At 70.1% G+C, this 15,793-nt stretch carries 17 protein-coding genes (1 of these 17 only partly in view); 11 read left to right on the top strand and 6 right to left on the bottom strand.

The annotated features are described in order from the left end of the window. Nucleotides 1–14: 14 nt before the first annotated feature. From cysE to ACK4YQ_RS12665, 3 genes are all read left to right on the top strand, one after another. Complete coding sequence (gene cysE, locus ACK4YQ_RS12675) at nt 15–845, top strand: serine O-acetyltransferase (RefSeq protein WP_409611777.1); 831 nt, start codon at nt 15–17, stop codon at nt 843–845. A gap of 100 nt (nt 846–945) precedes the next feature. Continuing rightward, the gene (locus ACK4YQ_RS12670) at nt 946–1,158 is read left to right on the top strand and encodes a DUF3126 family protein (RefSeq protein ID WP_409611776.1); all 213 of its coding nucleotides are present in this window, start codon (nt 946–948) and stop codon (nt 1,156–1,158) included. 84 nt (nt 1,159–1,242) lie between these two features. Then, on the top strand, nt 1,243–1,686 hold the full coding sequence (locus ACK4YQ_RS12665; RefSeq protein ID WP_409611775.1) for a helix-turn-helix domain-containing protein: 444 nt from the start codon (nt 1,243–1,245) through the stop codon (nt 1,684–1,686). A 34-nt stretch (nt 1,687–1,720) separates the two neighbouring features. On the opposite strand, the gene ACK4YQ_RS12660 is transcribed toward ACK4YQ_RS12665, so the two are convergent. After that, nucleotides 1,721–2,500, bottom strand: coding sequence for a PhoH family protein (locus ACK4YQ_RS12660; RefSeq protein ID WP_409611774.1), 780 nt, complete (start codon nt 2,498–2,500; stop codon nt 1,721–1,723). Nucleotides 2,501–2,801: 301 nt separating this feature from the next. Between ACK4YQ_RS12660 and ACK4YQ_RS12655 the strand changes: the two genes are divergently transcribed. From ACK4YQ_RS12655 to ACK4YQ_RS12640, 4 genes are all read left to right on the top strand, one after another. Beyond that, nucleotides 2,802–3,329: a gamma carbonic anhydrase family protein gene (locus tag ACK4YQ_RS12655; RefSeq protein ID WP_409611773.1), complete on the top strand. Its 528-nt coding sequence runs from the start codon at nt 2,802–2,804 to the stop codon at nt 3,327–3,329. 73 nt (nt 3,330–3,402) lie between these two features. Further along, complete coding sequence (locus ACK4YQ_RS12650; protein WP_409611772.1) at nt 3,403–4,185, top strand: enoyl-CoA hydratase-related protein; 783 nt, start codon at nt 3,403–3,405, stop codon at nt 4,183–4,185. Between the two features lie 135 nt (nt 4,186–4,320). Beyond that, nucleotides 4,321–5,976 (top strand): choline dehydrogenase, encoded by a 1,656-nt coding sequence (locus ACK4YQ_RS12645; RefSeq protein ID WP_409611771.1) that lies wholly within the window; start codon nt 4,321–4,323, stop codon nt 5,974–5,976. Nucleotides 5,977–6,070: 94 nt separating this feature from the next. After that, nucleotides 6,071–7,018, top strand: coding sequence for an aldo/keto reductase (locus ACK4YQ_RS12640; protein WP_409611770.1), 948 nt, complete (start codon nt 6,071–6,073; stop codon nt 7,016–7,018). Nucleotides 7,019–7,045: 27 nt separating this feature from the next. On the opposite strand, the gene ACK4YQ_RS12635 is transcribed toward ACK4YQ_RS12640, so the two are convergent. Continuing rightward, nucleotides 7,046–7,591, bottom strand: coding sequence for a PAS domain-containing protein (locus tag ACK4YQ_RS12635; RefSeq protein WP_409611769.1), 546 nt, complete (start codon nt 7,589–7,591; stop codon nt 7,046–7,048). Between the two features lie 180 nt (nt 7,592–7,771). Between ACK4YQ_RS12635 and ACK4YQ_RS12630 the strand changes: the two genes are divergently transcribed. Beyond that, nucleotides 7,772–8,623 carry a hypothetical protein gene (locus ACK4YQ_RS12630; protein ID WP_409611768.1) on the top strand — a complete coding sequence of 284 codons (852 nt, stop codon included), beginning with the start codon at nt 7,772–7,774 and terminating at the stop codon, nt 8,621–8,623. 52 nt (nt 8,624–8,675) lie between these two features. Continuing rightward, nucleotides 8,676–9,209 carry a GNAT family N-acetyltransferase gene (locus ACK4YQ_RS12625; protein WP_409611767.1) on the top strand — a complete coding sequence of 178 codons (534 nt, stop codon included), beginning with the start codon at nt 8,676–8,678 and terminating at the stop codon, nt 9,207–9,209. Here the strand turns inward: ACK4YQ_RS12625 and ACK4YQ_RS12620 are convergent. The 4 genes from ACK4YQ_RS12620 to hfaA form a co-directional block, all read right to left on the bottom strand. Then, complete coding sequence (locus ACK4YQ_RS12620; RefSeq protein ID WP_409611766.1) at nt 9,206–12,091, bottom strand: M16 family metallopeptidase; 2,886 nt, start codon at nt 12,089–12,091, stop codon at nt 9,206–9,208. The genes ACK4YQ_RS12625 and ACK4YQ_RS12620 overlap by 4 nt on opposite strands. A gap of 107 nt (nt 12,092–12,198) precedes the next feature. Further along, nucleotides 12,199–13,434 carry a holdfast anchor protein HfaD gene (gene hfaD / locus ACK4YQ_RS12615; protein WP_409611765.1) on the bottom strand — a complete coding sequence of 412 codons (1,236 nt, stop codon included), beginning with the start codon at nt 13,432–13,434 and terminating at the stop codon, nt 12,199–12,201. Next, a complete protein-coding gene (hfaB, locus tag ACK4YQ_RS12610) occupies nt 13,364–14,368 on the bottom strand; it encodes a holdfast anchoring protein HfaB (RefSeq protein ID WP_409611764.1) in 1,005 nt (334 codons plus the stop codon). The genes hfaD and hfaB overlap by 71 nt, the downstream gene beginning before the upstream one ends. Next, nucleotides 14,358–14,789, bottom strand: coding sequence for a holdfast anchoring protein HfaA (gene hfaA / locus ACK4YQ_RS12605; protein WP_409611763.1), 432 nt, complete (start codon nt 14,787–14,789; stop codon nt 14,358–14,360). The genes hfaB and hfaA overlap by 11 nt, the downstream gene beginning before the upstream one ends. Nucleotides 14,790–14,955: 166 nt before the next feature. Between hfaA and ACK4YQ_RS12600 the strand changes: the two genes are divergently transcribed. Together ACK4YQ_RS12600 and ACK4YQ_RS12595 are read left to right on the top strand one after the other, a co-directional pair. Then, complete coding sequence (locus ACK4YQ_RS12600; RefSeq protein ID WP_409611762.1) at nt 14,956–15,585, top strand: rhomboid family intramembrane serine protease; 630 nt, start codon at nt 14,956–14,958, stop codon at nt 15,583–15,585. Nucleotides 15,586–15,663: 78 nt separating this feature from the next. After that, on the top strand, nt 15,664–15,793 hold the 5' end (the start) of the coding sequence (locus ACK4YQ_RS12595; protein ID WP_409611761.1) for a CBS domain-containing protein. Its footprint extends 299 nt past the window's final position; the window shows 130 of its 429 coding nt (coding positions 1–130); it begins with the start codon at nt 15,664–15,666; the stop codon falls past the right edge of the window.

Below are 15,793 nucleotides of genomic sequence, written 5' to 3'. Positions count from 1 at the left end.
GGCGGGAGGAACCTATGAGCCAGCGCCTTGAGGTCATCGATCCCAGTGCGCCGCCGCCTGTCTGGGCGTCGTTGCGCAACGAGGCCGAGCGCGCGGCCAAGAGCGAGCCCGGTCTCGCCTCGCTGCTGAACGCGGTGATCCTCAGCCACGCCACCTTGGGCGACGCCCTGTCCTACCAGCTGGCGCGCAAGCTCGGCGACCAGGAGCTGCGGGCCATGAGCCTGCGCGAGATCGCCGAGGAAGCCTACGCCGAGCGGCCCAGGCTGGTGGACACGGCCGAAGCCGACCTTCGGGCGGTCTTCGAACGGGATCCGGCCTGCAAGGGCTACGTCCAGCCGTTCCTGTTCTTCAAGGGCTTCTTGGCGCTGCAGACCCAGCGCGTGGCCCACTGGCTTTGGGAGGAGGGGCGCGAGACCATGGCCTTCTATCTTCAGAGCCGCACGTCCGAGATCTTCCAGGTGGACATCCACCCGGCCACCCGCATCGGCTCCGGCGTGTTCGTCGACCACGGCACCGGCATCGTCGTCGGCGAGACCGCGGTGATCGGCGACGACGTCTCCATGCTCCAGGGCGTGACCCTGGGCGGCACCGGGGCCGAACGCGGCGACCGCCACCCGAAGATCGGCAACGGGGTCCTGCTCGGCGCCGGGGCCAAGATCCTCGGCAACATCACCATCGGTGATCACGCCAAGGTCGCGTCGGGCTCGGTGGTCCTGAAGCCGGTTCCCCCCGGCTGCACCGCCGCCGGCGTCCCTGCGCGGCTGGTCAACTGCCCGACCTGCGACGAGCCGGCGCGCACCATGGACCAGACCCTGCCCCAGGGACTGGACGACTACGTCATCTGAGCGGAAGCCGGGCCGCGGCCTGGCGCTTCGGGCGAGAACACGGCTTCCACTGAGGGCGATCGCCCTCTAGGTTCGCGCCGTTGAATCAAGGAGCGCCGTCGTGGACGAGAAGATGATACGCAAGATCGAAGGTCACCTGCGCGGCACCTTCGCCAACGCGCGCATCAACCTTGTCCCGCGGCCCAAGCAGAAGGACTCCGCCGAGGTGTACATCGGCGAGGAGTTCGTCGGCGTGGTCTTCGAGGACGAGGACGAGGACGGCTCGTTCATGTTCGAGATGGCGATCCTTGCCGAGGACCTTCCCGGCCGCTGACCCACGGCGCCCGCCTTGGGCGCTCCGGGGACTCCACTCCCCAGCCGTTCGCGTGCACACTCCATCGGAAAGGTGGGCTTAGGCATGGCGACAGCGGGCGGCGAGGCGGGGGCTCACCGCTTGGACGTGGCCCTCGGGGCGCGCATCAGGCGGTTCCGCAAGGCCCGGAGCATGTCGCAGGAGCGGCTCGCCGAGGCCGTGGGCGTCACGTTCCAGCAGATCCAGAAGTACGAGCGTGGGGCCAACCGGGTCAGTTTTTCACGGCTGGCCCTGATCGCCGACGCCCTTGGCACGCCTCTGGCCGAGCTGATCGCCGGCATCGGCGCTCCGAAGGCGGGCGCGCCCGACCCGCAGGCCGGCCTGGGCACGCCAGGCGCGGCCGAACTGGTGCAGGCCTATGCCGCCATCCGCGGCGAAGCCGTGCGCAGGTGCTTGGTCGAACTGGTGCAGGAACTGGCGCGGGAGGCGTCCGGTCCGGATCCGCGCGACACCTCTGGGACGGACGCTCCGCGCGAGCCGGCGCCCTGATCGCGCCCCGACCGCCTCCGGCGCGCCGCTGTTCCTAAAGGACGCCCAGCATTTCGGCGACGAGCGGATGGCGCACGATGTCGCGGTCCGCCAAGCGGACCACCGCGACGTTCTCGACCGCCTCCAGCTTGGCCGCCACCGGCCCCAGCCCCGACAGTTCAGGCAGCAGGTCCGACTGGGCCGGGTCCCCGGTGACCACCATGGTGGAGTGCCAGCCGAGCCGGGTCAGCAGCATCTTCAGCTGCACGTAGGTGCAGTTCTGCGCCTCGTCGATCACCACGAAGGCGTTGTTGAGCGTGCGCCCGCGCATGAAGCCGACCGGGGCGATCTCGATCGCGCCCTCGGCCATCAGGGCGCGGACCCGCTTCATCGACAGGCGATCGGACAGGGCGTCGTAGAGCGGGCGCAGGTAGGGCGCGAGCTTGTCCTCCATCTCGCCGGGCAGGAAGCCGATCGATTCCCCGGCCTCCACGGCCGGGCGCGACAGCACGATCCGTCCCACGCGGCCGGCCTCCAGGGCCTCCACCGCCTTGGCGATGGCGATGTAGGTCTTGCCGGTGCCGGCGGGGCCCAGCGCCAGGACGAGATTCTTGCGGTCGGCGGCCTCCATCAGCTGCTGCTGGCCGGGGGACTTGGCCTTGATCGTCTTCAGATAGCCCTGCTCGCGGTCGTCGTTGGAATGGGCGAGCGGAGACCAGCCCCGGTCGACGGGCAGGCGGCGGACTTTGGCGTCGTCCTCGAACTGGCCGGCGTCGAACGCGCCTTCGCGCAGCTGTCGCTTCAGGGCTCGCTTGCTCGTCATCAAAGCCTCCATGGGGGCATGAAAAAAGGGCGAGTCCGGATCGGACCGCCCTTCGGAGAAATTGGGATTCGACAGTTGCCGGGGATTGCGGCCCGGCGGCTCGCTTGCGGTTCGTGATCCAGGCGGGCTGTCCCGCCGAAGCGCAACACGCGGCACTTAGGTCTCCGTTCATTCGGGAGACCGCGAACCGGTCGCCGGCCCGCGGCGAGACGCGAGAGGGCTTTCGCCCCGTCGAATCGCCCGACTACAATGATCCTACCCAGCTTTATGAACGGTTAACTACACGCTAGGTTTCAAGAAACGGGGTGTACGGATGAGTGTCTATAACTTGGGCGGCGTCGCCCCGGAATTGCCCAGCGAGGACGAATACTGGATTGCGCCCAACGCCGCCGTGATCGGGCGTGTGATTCTAAAGAAGAACGCCTCGGTCTGGTTTGGCGCGACCCTGCGCGGAGACAATGACCCTATCGTCATCGGCGAGAATTCGAACGTCCAGGACGGCTCTGTACTTCACACCGACGCCGGCTCGCCGCTCACCATCGGCTCGAACGTGACAGTCGGTCACATGGTGATGCTGCACGGCTGCACGATCGGCGACAATTCGCTCGTGGGCATCGGCTCGATCATCCTCAACGGCGCGAAGATCGGGAAGAACTGTCTGATCGGCGCCAACTGCCTGATCACCGAGGGCAAGGAGATCCCCGACAACTCCCTGGTCATGGGCGCTCCCGGCAAGGTGGTGCGCGAGGTCAGCCCCCAGCAGGCCCAGGTGCTCGCCGGCTCGGCCCTGCACTACGTCGAGAACTGGAAGCGCCACCGCCGGGGCCTGGTCGGCGCCTGACCCACGCCGGACCGGCTTGACGGACGCAGCGGCGCCCTTGGACTGTCCCTGCAAACGCCAGGGAGGAACGCCGATGGCCTACGAATTCATCAAGGTCGACCGCGAGGGGCCGGTCACCATCTTCACGCTCAATCGGCCCGAGGTGATGAACGCGCTGCACTCGCCGGCCCACTTCGAGCTGGACGAGGCCTTCAACGCCTTTGCCGCCGATCCGGACCAGTGGGTGGGGATCGTCACCGGGGCCGGGGACCGCGCCTTCTCCGCCGGCAACGACCTGAAGCACCAGGCCGGCGGCGGCAAGATGGGCAGCCCGCCCTCGGGCTTCGCCGGCCTCACCTCGCGCTTCGACCTCGACAAGCCGCTGATCGCGGCCGTGAACGGAGTGGCCATGGGCGGAGGCTTCGAGATCGCGCTCGCCTGCGACCTGATCGTGGCGTCCGAAGCGGCCACCTTCGCCCTGCCTGAGCCGCGGGTGGGCCTGGCGGCCCTGGCCGGCGGGCTGCACCGCCTGCCGCGGATGATCGGCCAGAAGCAGGCCATGGGCATGATCCTGACCGGCCGGCGGGTCAGCGCGGCCGAGGGCCTGAACCTGGGCTTCGTCAATGAGGTGGTCCCCGCCGCCGAGCTGATGGCCGCGGCCAAGCGCTGGGCGGCCCAGATCTGCGAACTGTCGCCGATGTCGATCCGCGCCTCGAAGCAGGCGGTCTACAAGGGCCTGGACGAGCCCAGCCTGCAGGCGGCCATCGAGGGCCAGATGAAGTACCCGGCGGTTCGCGCACTGTTCTCCTCGGAAGATTTCAAGGAGGGCCCGCTCGCCTTCGCCCAGAAGCGCGCGCCCCAGTGGAAGGGGCGCTGAGCGCGCTCCGGCCGGCGTCACTTAGCTGACGCCGGCGTCATTTTTTGCCGCGCCTGGGCCCCGGCGGCCTTGTCTCGCCACGCCGGATTTGTAAGGTCGCCGGCATCTAAACAACGTTCAGGGCAGGGGCCGCGCATGGATCGCTACGACTACATCATCATCGGCGCAGGCTCTGCGGGCTGCGTCCTGGCCAATCGCCTCACCGAGGACGGCAAGTCGAAGGTGCTGCTGCTGGAGGCCGGCGGCAAGGACAACTCCCTGCTCGTGCGCATGCCCGCCGGCGTCGGGCAGCTGTTGCCCAACAAGGGCGTCTACAACTGGGGCTTCTGGACCGAGCCGGAGCCGAACCTGGAGAACCGCAAGCTCTGGTGGCCCCGCGGCAAGGGCTGGGGCGGCTCGTCCTCGATCAACGGGATGATCTACATCCGCGGCCACGCCCGCGACTACGACCAGTGGCGCCAGATGGGCCTGGCCGGCTGGGCCTACAAGGACGTCCTGCCCTACTTCAAGCGGTCGGAATCCCTTGAGGGCGGCGGCGACGCCTGGCACGGCGGCGACGGCCCGCTGAAGGTCTCCAAGGCCTCGACGCCCAACCCGATCTACAAGGCCGCCATCGAGGCCGGCGCCCAGGCGGGCCATCCGGTCACCAAGGACTTCAACGGCTACCAGCAGGAAGGCTGGGGGCCCTATCAGATGACGATCCACGACGGCGAACGCTGGAGCGCGGCCAAGGGCTACCTGCATCCGGCGCTCAGCCGCCCGAACCTCACCTGCCTGACCGGCGCGCGCACCAGCCGCATCGTCATCGAAAACGGCAAGGCCGTCGGCGTCGAGTACATCGACGACAAGACGCAGCAGAAAAAGGTCGTCCATGCGGGCAAGGAGGTCCTGCTCTGCGCCGGCGCGGTCCAGTCGCCGCACATCCTGCAGCTCTCGGGCGTCGGCGATCCCGAGGAACTGGCCAGGCATGGCGTGCCGGTGGTCCATGCGCTGAAGGGCGTGGGGCAGAACCTCCAGGACCACCTGGATTGCACCCTGTCCTGGGAATGCCCGCAGCCGATCACGATCTATTCGCAGCGCAAGGGCATCAAGACGCTGTTCGTCGGGCTCAACTACCTGCTCTTCAAGCAGGGGATCGGCCGGCAGAACTTCCTGGAATCCGGCGCCTTCCTGAAGTCGCGTCCGGACCTCGACCGGCCGGACCTGCAGATCCACACCGTTCTGGCGATCATGCAGGACCACGGCAAGGTGGCGGTGGAGAAGGACGGTTTCACCTTCCACGTCTGCCAGCTCCGCCCCGAAAGCCGCGGCCGCATCGGCCTGCGCTCGGCCGATGCGAACGACGATCCGGCGATCTTCGCGAACTATCTCTCCGCCGAGGAGGACAAGCGGGCGATGCGCGAGGGCGTGAAGATGATGCGCAAGGTCGCCGAGCAGCCGGCCCTTGCGCCCTACCGCTCGGTCGAGTTCTCGCCGGGCAAGGACGTGCAGACCGACGACGAGATCGACGCCTGGATCCGCCGCACCGCCGAAACGATCTATCACCCCGTCGGCACCTGCAAGATGGGCGTCGAGGGCGACCCCATGGCCGTGGTCGACGCCGAGCTGAAGGTCCGCGGCGTCGCGGGCCTGCGCGTGATCGACGCCTCGGTCATGCCGACCCTGGTGGGCGGCAACACCAACGCCCCGACGATCATGATCGCCGAAAAGGCGTCGGACATGATCCTGGGCAAGCCGGCCCTGCCGGCCGACGACGCCCCGGTCTACGAAGGCGGGGCCGCGGCGGCCTGAGGCCCCTCCCTAAGGCGCGGTCGGGCGCCTATTGTCTTGAGCGAGCCGCCGCGCGCGGCTCGCATTCATTCAGGACATTTCAAGGGAGGCGTTCATGGAACTGCGCAGGCTGGGTCGTTCGGACCTTCGGATCGCGCCGCTGGTGCTGGGCGGCAACGTGTTCGGCTGGACGGCGGACGAGGCGACCTCCTTCGCCATCCTGGACGCCTTCGTGGACGCCGGCTTCAACTGCGTTGACACCGCCGACGTCTACTCCCGCTGGGCGCCCGCCGGGGGCGGCGCCTCCGAGACCGTCATCGGCAAGTGGCTCAAGGCCAGCGGCAAGCGCGACAAGGTGGTTCTGGCCACCAAGTTCGGCATGGAGATGGGGGAGGGCATGAAGGGCCTGTCCGCCCGCTATATGACCGAGGCGGTCGAGGCCTCCCTCAAGCGCCTGCAGACCGACTACATCGACCTCTACCAGGCCCACCGCGACGATCCCGACACCCCCCAGGAGGAGACGGCCGAGGCCTTCGACCGCCTGGTCAAGGCCGGCAAGGTGCGGGTGATCGGCGCCTCCAACTTCGAGCCCGCGAGGCTGAAGTCGGCGCTGGAGATCAGCGGGGCCAACGGCTGGCCGCGCTATGAATCCCTGCAGCCGCTCTACAACCTCTACGACCGCGCCGGCTTCGAATCCGGCCTGCAGGCGCTGTGCGTCGAGCAGGAGGTGGGCGTCATTCCGTTCTACGGCCTGGCGTCGGGCTTCCTGACCGGCAAGTATCGATCGGAGGCCGACTTCGGGAAGAGCCCGCGCGGGGGCCGGATGTCCAACTATCTGAACGACCGCGGCCGGCGCATCCTCGGCGCCCTGGATGAGGTTTCGGGGCGGCGTGGCGCTTCGCCCGCCCAGGTCGCCCTGGCCTGGGTGATGGCCCAGCCGGGCCTCACGGGGCCGATCGCCAGCGCCACCACCGTCGCCCAGCTTCAGGAACTGACCGGCGCGGCCGAGCTCAAGCTTTCCGGCGAGGACCTCGCCGCCCTGGACGCGGCCAGCGCACCCTGATCGCTGCGCTGCGCCGCCGGCCGCCGATCAGGCGATGCGGCGGCCGTCCAGCGCGGCCAGGCGGATCCGAGGGGCCAGTTCGTTGGCGGGGCCGGCGCTGCGGATGATCTGCACGTTGAACTCGCGGGCGGGCTGGCCCCGCAGGCGCGCCACCATGGACAGCGGCTGGTAGAGCCCGAGGAACCGGTCGGGCCCGTCCTCGGCCCCGGCGAGCGGGGCGAACAGAATCTCCATGCCGATGGCGCCGGCGTCGGTGCGGACCCCGACGGTGGCGACGATCGGCTCGGGCTTGCGCCGGGCCATCTCCAGGGCCGCCTGCAGCCCCAGTCGGTCGGCGTGGCTGAACAGCGACAGGGCGTTCTGCCGGCGCAGGTCGCGCTGGTGCAGGTCGCGGACGAATGCGCCGGCCAGGCGCACCGGATAGATCCCGGAACACACCCGGCCGACGACGAAGGTCTGCGGCGCCAGGGGCGCGAAATCGGCTGGATCGATGCTGGCGCGGGTCGGCAGGCGCCCGTCCAGGGCCCGCGCACGCCAATAGTCTATCAACTTGTGTGTGCTCGAATGGAACATCGACATCGCCTGCGCGGCGTCCGACGCGGCCCTGAGCGGCCGCACGGGGCTTGCAGAAGCTTTCGGGCCAGCCGCCTTGCGTCCCCGTTCGGGACAGGGGCGGCGCCGATTTTCGGAGGCGGCGTTCGCGCGCCGCCCCCGGTGGGTTTTGAAAGGCCGACCTTGAGGAGAGGGCTGTCCATGAAGGCGCGTTCGACCCTGCTGGGCTTGTTGCTGGGCTTGGGCTTCCTTCTGTTCGGCGCCGGCCTGCCGGCGACGGCCCTGGCGCAATGCTGCACCCCCCCCACGCCGCCGCAGTGCTGCACCACGCCCACGCCGCCCCCGTGCTGCACGACGCCGACGCCGCCCACGTGCTGTCACTCGGTCAATGTGCCGGGGGTGAACGTCAACGTCGCCTCCACCGTAGTGGTCAACGCCAACGCCTCGGCCCTGGCCAGCACCCGCGCGGGCGCCGGTGCGGCGGCGGGCGTGGTGGTCTTCGGCGGCGGCGGCGGCGGCGGCTACTATTCGCCGCCCACGCCGACCGGCCTCGTCCAGCTCAACGTCGAAGGCGGCAAGCGCATGAAGAAGGTGGCCTACCAGGCCAGCCGTTCGCGCACCCGCCGCGTCGTCATTCAGGCCGTCTGCATCGACGACCGCCAGGTTCCGCACCCCGCCTCTCAGGTCCGGCCCGACCGCGACGTCGCCGACGGCTATGACGGCGAGCTCTATCGCTGCATCGCCGGGACCTGGCTGCAGGCGACCATCGCCGACTTCGACGGCAAGATCGACTTCTCCGGCGGCCAGACCCTGGCCTGCGCCAAGGGCGACGCCCTCTATCACGCTCCGGGCGGCAAGGTGGAATGCCGCCGCCAGAAGCCCGCCCGCGACTGCAACGAACGCTCGCTGCTTCGCCGCTTCGGCGCCGGCGTGAAGATCCTGACGATCACCACGACCGAGACCTACACCGCTTATCGAGAGGAGGAGGAGGCGTCCGAGACCTACGCCTCCAGCATGAGCCTCGACGGCGGCGTCGGCGGGATCGCCTACTAGCCGGGACTTCCGTGGCTTGGGCCGGCGCGCAGCCGGCCCTATACGCAAAGCCATGCCGCAGCCTTCCGTCATCGTCGATCTGGCGGGCCCCGCCGACCTTCCCGCCCTGCACGCCCTCGTAGAGAGCGCCTACAGGGGCGATGCGGCCCGTGCGGGCTGGACCCACGAAGCCGACCTCCTCCAGGGCCAGCGCACGAGCCTTGAGTCCCTGGCCGCGGCGGTGGCCGATCCGTGCGAACGCATCCTGCTGCTCAGGCTCGACGGCGCGCTCGCCGGCTGCGTGCAGGTCTCCGACAGGGGCGGAGGTCGCGCCTATCTTGGCATGCTCGCCGTCGACCCGGCCCGCCAGGCCGGCGGATTCGGCCGCCGCCTGATCGCCGAGGCCGAGCGCCTGGCGGCCGAGACGTTCGGCGCGACGTCCATCGAGATGACCGTAATCGACCGCCGCACGGAGCTCGTCGCCTACTACCTGCGCCGCGGCTACGCCGAGACCGGCGAGACCCGGCCGTTTCCGACCGTGACCGATCCGCCCCTTCGCTTCACCGTGCTGGCCAAGGCCATCGGCGCGCCCGCGCCGACCGCCTAGCGCTCGGGGCGGACCTCGAGGGTCCAGGCCCGATCCTCACGCAGCCAGGCCTGGGCGGCCTTTCGCACGTCGGCGGCGCTCACCCGCTCGGTTCCCGGAAGGGCGGCGCGGATCGCGTCCAGCCGGCGCGGATCGTCCTGCGCGCCGGAAAGCTCGGAGAGCCAGTACTCGTTGGTCTGCCGGGCCTTTTCGATCCGTTCCATCCGCGGCGCCTTGGCGCGCTCCAGTTCGTCGGCGCTCACCTCCTTGGCGGCGAGGTCGGCCGCGATCTTGCGCGCGTCGGCGAAGAAGGCGGGCAGTCTCTCCGGAGGCACCTCGACGCTGGCGGCCACATAGCCCCACCCCGGCCACACCAGGCTGTGGCTGTAGTTCACTGAGGGCGAGTAGGTCGCCCCCTGCGCCTCGCGCAGTTCATCGGTCAGGCGCAGGCGCATGACCTCGGCCATCACGGCGGTGTCGCGCGCGCCCTGGGGGTCGGTGAAGAAGTCGGTGGTCGGCCAGGCGATGTAGCCGATCGCCTGGTCCTTGCGGCCCTTGTGGATCAGCGCCACCGGCGCGGCGGCCCCTGCGGGGAAGCCGACCTGGCTTTGGGCGGCCGGCGGCGGCTGGTGCTGCGGCCGCGGGGGCAGGGCGCCGAAGGTGCGCGCCACGGCCTCGATCGCCTTCTCCACCGTGACGTCCCCGACCACCACCACCTCGATCGGCCCGTCGGACAGGGGGCCGGCGATCTGCGCCTTCAGGTCGTCCAGGCTCGCCTGGGCGATCTCGGTGCGGCTGGGGAAGGTCCAGCGGCGGTCCCGGCCATGCAGCAGGCCGGCGAGGTCGCGGGCCAGCACGCCGCTGTCGGTGGCCTCGTACTGGTCGTGGATCGTGGCGCCGGCGGTCTTGATCCGCTGAAACGCCTGCGGCCGCCAGCCCGGCTCGGCCAGGTAGGCGGCCAGGACCTCCAGTTGGGTGTCCAGATGCTCCGGCCGCGTCGAGCCGGACATGACGAACGCGTTGTCGGTGACGCCGAAGCGCGCGCCGTAGACCTTCGACGCCAGCACGCGCTCCATGTCCTCGGCGCTGATCTTGCCGAGGCCGCCTTCGGTGAAGGCGCCGGAGGCCCAGGCCATGCTCTGGCGCCCGGGCGGAAGGTCTAGCATGCCGTCGGCTACATTCACCCGCACCAGCACCTCGTCGTCGCGGAAGTGAGTCGGCTTGACCGTCAGGCGCACCCCGTTCTCGAAGCGCACGAGTACGGCGTCCATGTCGGCGACTTCGCGCTCCTCGGCCACCTTGCCGGGCGCGCCGAAGCTGGCGTAGGGCCACTCGAGCTGGCTGGGGGCGGCCGGCGGGGCGACGGCGACCTTGCGGGATTCCTCGAGCGCGCCGAGCACGGTGCGCTCGCCGCCTTCGATCGCCGCCGGCGAAGTCATGAACAGCAGGGGGCCGTCGCCGTCGAAGGCCTCCTTCAGCGCCGCCGAAACCTGCTCGGCCCTGAGGCCCTTCACGGTCTCCTCGAAGAAGGCCAGGTCCTGGGCGGGACTGGTGACCACCTCGTCCTCGTCGAGGGAGGCGACGATCTCGCCGGCGATCGCGGCGGGCCGGCGGGTCGCCGCACCGGCGGCCTCGGCCCGCAGCGCGGCCCGCAGTTCCTCGACCTCGCGATCCAGTTCGTCCTGGCGAACGCCGTAGCGCACCGCGCGGCGCTGTTCCTGGTCGATCGCCTGCAGCGCCTGGCGCCAGCGGTCCTGCTGGACGTTGACGGTGATCATGGTCACGCGGGCGGCGTCGTATTCGTCGCCCTTGAACGCGGCCGCGCCCAGGAACGGCGGTTCGGCCGCACGACCCAGGCTGGAGAAGCGGCGGTTCAGCACCGAAAAGCCGAGGCGTTCAATCAGGTCCCGGCGGCGCTTGGCGGCGGTGTCGGCTGCGCGGTCCGGCGGGCCCACCCAGGCGAGCTGCAGCGAGGGCGGCGCGCCGGCCTCCACCACCAGCTCCGCTTCGGCCTTGCGCGGGGCGACGGGCCCCAGCTCGGGATCGCCGCCCGCCGATCCGGCGCCCTGCCAGTCGCCGAAGGTCTTGCGGATCTTGGCTTCCATGGCGTCGACGTCGAAGTCGCCGACGGCGACCAGCACCGCGCGCTCGGGCCGGTAATAGGCCTTGTAGAAGTCGGTGATGCGGGCGGCGGGCGCCGACTCCAGCACCTCGACCTTGCCGATCGGCAGGCGCTCGGGCGGCAACTGGCCGCGCAGCAGGAAGGCCTGGCGCTGCTTGTAGACGCGATAGGCCGGCGTATCGCGGGCGCGCTCCTCGGACAGCACGACGCCCCGCTCGCGGTCCACCGCGCCCTGTTCGATCAGGAGGTTGCCGGCGGTCTCGCGCAGCAGCATCAGGCTGGTGTCCACGGTCTCGTCGTCCGTGCGCGGCAGGTCGAGCTTGTAGACGGTCTCGTCAAAGCTGGTGGAGGCGTTGGTGTCGGCGCCGAACGCCAGGCCCAGGCGCTCCAGGATCTTGACCATGTCGCCTTCCGGCACGGCCTTGGAGCCGTTGAACGCCATGTGCTCGAGGAAGTGGGCGAGACCCTGCTGGTCGTCGGCCTCCATCAGCGAGCCGGCGTCGATGCGCAGGCGCAGCGCCGCCTGTCCCGGCGGCGTGGCTTGGCGGCGGATGGCGTAGCGCATGCCGTTGGGCAGGGCGCCGAAGCGGATGTCGGGGTCGGCGGCGATGTCGGAAACCGCCTGCGGCCATTGGCCCGGGGGAAGCTGGGCGGCGGCCGGCGCGGCGCCCAGGCTCGGCAGGGAAAGCTTGGGCAGGCGCGGGGCGCCGTGGGCGGCGAACGCCACGCAGACGGCAAGAGCCGCGGCGAATCCGGCCGCCGCGCGCTGGGTACGATTCATCGACAGGTCCTGGAGGTTTCCGACAAGCGCGCACCATCGTCGCACGGCGTGGCTATCGCAAGGCGGCTTGATGGCGCGCGGCCGGGGTGTCGGCGGCGCGCCGCGGCTCAGGAGCCGGGCCGCGTCATGTAATAGGTGGCGGTGTTGCCGACGGCCGTGGCGACGCCGTTCACCGAGCGGGCGTAGCCGTTGACCGTCACGGTGCTGGAGGCGCCGACGTCGACGTTGTTGGTCTGCCGGCTCTCCACGTCCATGCCAGAGCATTGGCCGCAGGCGTAGCCGGTGGCGGCGTTGCCCATGGCGGTGGAGGAGACGGTGGCGTCGTAGCCCTGGCTTCCGGTGAAGGCCGCGACGGACTCCACGCCGCCGCCGTCGTTCACCTGGGTGTTGTCCAGCACCAGCTCGCCGTTCAGGTCTCCGGCCAGCACCGAGTTGCCGAGCGCGTAGGCGCTGACGTGGGTGTTGCTGAACAGGTAGCTGGAGTTCTCCGCCTGGGCCCGTGTGTAGGCCTCGTTCGTCTGGCTGTTGGTCAGGTCCAGCAGCGGCCCGTCGTTCACGGCCGAGACGTTGTTGCCGCTGGCGGTGGCCGCGGTGGTGGCCAGATAGGAGTTGCCGAAGGCGGTGAACTGGGCTGCCTGGGTCACGCCCGAGGCGTTGCGCTGGTTGACGATCATCCGCTCGGCGGCGCTCATCGACCCGGTGCTGGTGACGTTGTTGGCGGTCGTGGTGGCGGCGAACACGCTGGTGCCGGTGGTGTGGCCGATGACGCCGCCGCCGTCGGAGGAGACCTCGGCCGTGTTGGTCTGGTTCACGCGGACGCCGGTGGAGGCGTAGCTGGGGGCGAAGCCCTGGCTGTTGCCGATCGCCTGCACGGTGGCGTTGACGTCGCCCATCTCGGCGTCCGGCGCCTCGATGTGGCTGTGGCCGTAGATGGTCACGGGGCCGGTGTTCTGGGTGAAGACGCCGGTCATGGACGCCGCGCCGGACACCGAGGCGTCGCCCGTGTTGCCGGTGGCCGCCGTGGTCAGGCTGGTGGACGGGCCGCCGTAGAGGCCGACGTCCAGCCGCGTGTCGGCGCTGACGTCCCCCTGCAGGGTCTGGTTGGAGCGGACGTCGGCGTTCGCCCCGTCGGTCCCGAACGCGTAGGCGTTGCCCGTCGCCGTGGTGACGGCGGTGGTGGACTCCAGCACCTCGACCACGTCGAGGCTCTGGTTGGACAGGACGTCGCCGACCTGGACCTGGTCGTTCAGGACGAAGTCCGGCGCTTCCTGGCTAGTAGCGGCCCCGCACTGAAGCGTCGCGGCGAGCGTTCCAGCGAGAAGGGTCTTCGCGGGTCTTCGCATTGTTGGTGTCCAGGTTGTTGTAGGCCGGCACATAGGCGCCGGTCAGGCCCACCGTGCTCGTCGCGAGCGGGTCGTAGCTGAGGCAGCCGTCCGGGCCGGGCATGCCGTAGAGGTTGGCGGTCATTTCCACGACCGCGCGCTCCACGAGCGAGCGCACCGCCAGTTGCATCGGCTCCAGGGCGCCGGTGCCGGCGGAGACGTCGAACACGTTGCCGTTCAGGAAGTCGAAGAAGCCGACGCCGACTTCGCGGCCGATCACCTGCTTCTGGTAGGAGATGACGTCGACCACCTCCAGCGTCCGGGTGTTCACCAGGCGCAGGTCCAGGCCCACGTTCATGATGAAGAGACGCCCACCCGCGGTGCCCTTCAGGTCCTCGGCGTCCAGGTCGCCGCCGGCCAGGTCGAAGCCGGAGGAGCGGATGTTGAAGTTCAGCTCGGTGATGCCGCCGGCGATGTAGAAGTCCGAACCCGGCACCTGGCCCGCCAGGATCCGGCGGTACTCGGCCGGCATGTTCGGCTGGGGATTGGGGGCGTCGGAGATCAGCTTGTTGTTGGCGTACTTGAGCTCCAGTTCCGAGACGCTGGTGTCGAACCGCTCCACCAGCGGCACGCCGGCCTTGGCGAAGGCCGACATGGCCATCAGCGAGGCGCCCTGGGTGACCTTGCGCCCGCTGCCGTCGGCCTCGGCCTTGCCGGTGTAGTCGGCGATGCGGCCCACCGCGATCCGCGGCGCGGCCACGTGGTTGGCCCGGGCGTAGCCGGCCAGGCAGACCAGGGCGGCGGAATAGGGCGTGGGGTTGGCCGTCACCGGCGCGCTGCCGATGCTTCGGGCGTAGTTGCCGCCCGGGCCGGCCACCGGGGTGGCGCAGCCCGCCAGCGCCATGGCGGCGGCGCTAACCAGGGCCGCCGTCCTGGCCATCCGGTTATTCTTCATTCCCGACCCCCGAATTCACGTTCGTCGACGCAGAGACGTTCCCGTTGTTGATCTGGGTGGAGTCGACGATGACGGTGTTGTTGCTGCCCTGGGTGATCACCACCAGGTTGTTGCCGATGGCGCTGGCGCCGCCCTGGGCGCCGACCCCGGCGTAGGCGTCCGCCGCGCCCCAGGCGCGCGAGAAGCTGGACTGGTCCTCGCCGGTGAGGATCAGGCCGTCGACGATGACGCGGTTGCCGTTGGCGTCGCGGGTGGAGACGTCGACCGGACGGTTCTCCTCGCCGGCGACACGGCCGTATCCGGCGTTGAAGGACGCCGAATTGGCCGACATGCTCTGCGCCTGAGCGCCCGCGGCCAGCGCCAGCGACAAGGTGAAGGACGCGCCTGCCCGAAGAGCAAGGATGCGAATTGGGACGGTCATCGGACTTGTGGACTCCGCGCGTCGCAGGCGAAAAGGCCTCGCCCGACGCACGGCGGCGTCGCGCCGAAGCCGGACAAGGCCTACTAAGCGCTGACAACTCTCGCGATTTGGTTAAGGCCGGGGCGGCTGCGACCATTCTCGCCATCCCTGCCCGCAGGAGCCCGCCTTGACCGCCGAGCGCGAACCGATCTTCAACGCCCCCTGGCCGGTGCTCGCCCTGGTGGCGGCCATCGTCGGCGGCTACGCCCTGCAGGGGCTGGCGCCGCAGGACTGGCTGTTCGCGCGCTACGGGTTCTCGCCGGCGGGCTTTGCGGCCGGAGAGCGGGTGGGGCTCGTCTCGGCGCTCTTTCTCCACGGGAGCTGGGGGCACGCCCTGCTGAACGCGGCCGGGCTGCTGGCCTTCGGCTCGCCGGTGGCGCGGCTGTTCGGGCCGAGGGCTGGCGGCGTGCTCGCCTTCTTCCTCTTCTATCTAGTGTGCGGCGCGTTCTCGAGCTGGACCTACGCCCTGCTCCACCCCGGGGAGGCGGTGGTGCTCGTAGGCGCCTCCGGGGCGGTGTCGGGCCTGATGGGCGCGGTCTCGCGGCTGTTGGCCGGCCGCGGACAGCTCGGCCCCTTCTTCAGCCGCACGGTGATCGGCATGGCCGCGGCCTGGCTGATCGTGAACCTGATCGTGGGCCTGCTCGGCTATGCGCCTGGGGTCGGCGAGACGCCGGTGGCCTGGGAGGCGCACCTGACAGGCTACGCCGCGGGTCTTCTTCTTATAGGGCCGGCGGCGCGGATCCTGCGCCGCGCCTGAGGCGCGCACGGCCTAGTGCATTGATTTCCCCTTCTTCCTGCGTAACGCTGCTATTCGGGGATAGGGAGGAGTTGATCGATGCTGGTTTCCCAGATCCTGAAGACCAAGGGCGACCTGGTGTTCACGGTGACGCCGAACGACACCGTCGCCGCCGTCGCCGCCCTGCTGCACGCCCGGCGGGTGGGCGCGCTGGTCGTGCTCGACGGCG

Origin of the sequence: Phenylobacterium sp. (assembly GCF_046291545.1) — a bacterium.
Taxonomy (GTDB): domain Bacteria; phylum Pseudomonadota; class Alphaproteobacteria; order Caulobacterales; family Caulobacteraceae; genus Phenylobacterium.
Note: the sequence above shows the minus strand (reverse complement) of the source record. Positions and strands in the feature narration are given on the sequence as shown.